This is a genomic window from Vibrio sp. Vb1574 (assembly GCF_033338675.1).
Genome location: NZ_JAWOTC010000238.1, coordinates 1 through 1,328 on the forward strand (window position 1 = coordinate 1; position 1,328 = coordinate 1,328).

Sequence of the window (1,328 nt, forward strand, 5' to 3'; positions counted from 1 at the left end):
GAAGACATTGATTTAGACATCGCATCGATAACATCACGGTCAGTTTTCATCGTGCCAACGACTTTACCGTATACAAAGCCAGGGATAGCAAAGAATACGAAGATGAAAGCTACGATACTTTTCAGGAATGGGGATCCTGCAACAGTGCCAGCGTCTGAACGTAGGATGCCGTCTTCTGGAACAATCGTCCAAGCCAACAAAGCAGACACAACCAACACAGCAAGACCAGCAACTTTCAGACCTTTCTTCTCAAGGTCAGTTAGGTTGCCCATTTTGTCGTTAGACAAATCTTCAGCCGCTTCTTCCTCGTTGTACTTGCCAAGTTTCGGCTCAACGATTTTCTCTGTAACGAATGCACCCATACCCGCGATGAAGAACGTCGACACAAACATGAAGTACCAGTTTACTTCTGGTCCAACAGTGTAAGTCGGGTCAATCATTTGAGCTGCTGTCTCAGTAATACCTGAAAGCAGTGGGTCAACCGTACCAATTAGAAGGTTTGCTGAGTAACCGCCCGATACACCAGCAAATGCTGCCGCAAGACCAGCAAGAGGATGACGACCAAGGGAATGGAAAAGCATTGCAGCAAGTGGGATAAGAACCACGTAGCCAAGCTCAGAAGCGGTGTTTGAAATGATACCAGCAAAAACAACCGTAACCGTCACCATACGTTGTGACGCGCCCATTACTAGGCCACGCATTGCTGCTGAAAGTAGGCCCGAGTATTCCGCAATTGCAACACCAAGCATCGCAACCAATACCGTGCCTAACGGTGCGAAACCAACAAAGTTTTTCACTAGATTGGTAACAATAAGCTCTAGACCGTCAGCGTTAAGTAAGCTGACCACTTGAATCATGCCGTCTGCAGCACGACCTTTTGCTCCCTCAGGACGAGGATCGACAACCGATACTTCGAAGTAACCAGCTATACCCGACATCACCAAAATGGCTAAACAGAAAATGGCAAATAGTGTGATCGGGTGGGGCAACAGGTTCCCCAAATATTCGACAGTATCCAAAAAGCGCGTAAACAACGGCTTCTTAGGTGAGTTTTGTTTAATTGAAGCAGATGAACTCATCTGTTCCCTCCTTGTTTTTATTCCTATGCAATTGTGAAAAAAATGTCACAAAGCGAGCGAAGGGTACTTGAGTAAAGAGTCAATTAAAAGCCAAAAACGTTACAAATTGTAAATCAATGGCAAATTTATAACCAGTTATTTGCATAAATGTAGATATTTCATCCATATAAAACAAATTAACCAACATTATAAATTAAACAAAGATATAACCATTAGATATGCAGGAATGCCTAATCCCTATATAAAGTC

1 protein-coding gene is annotated in these 1,328 nt (G+C 43.6%); it reads right to left on the reverse strand.

Annotated elements, in window-relative coordinates; genetic code table 11:
- On the reverse strand, window positions 1-1,079 hold a 1,079-nt coding region (locus tag R7O12_RS25140), incomplete at its 3' end, for an AbgT family transporter (RefSeq protein WP_318126780.1).
- Window positions 1,080-1,328 lie beyond the last annotated feature (249 nt).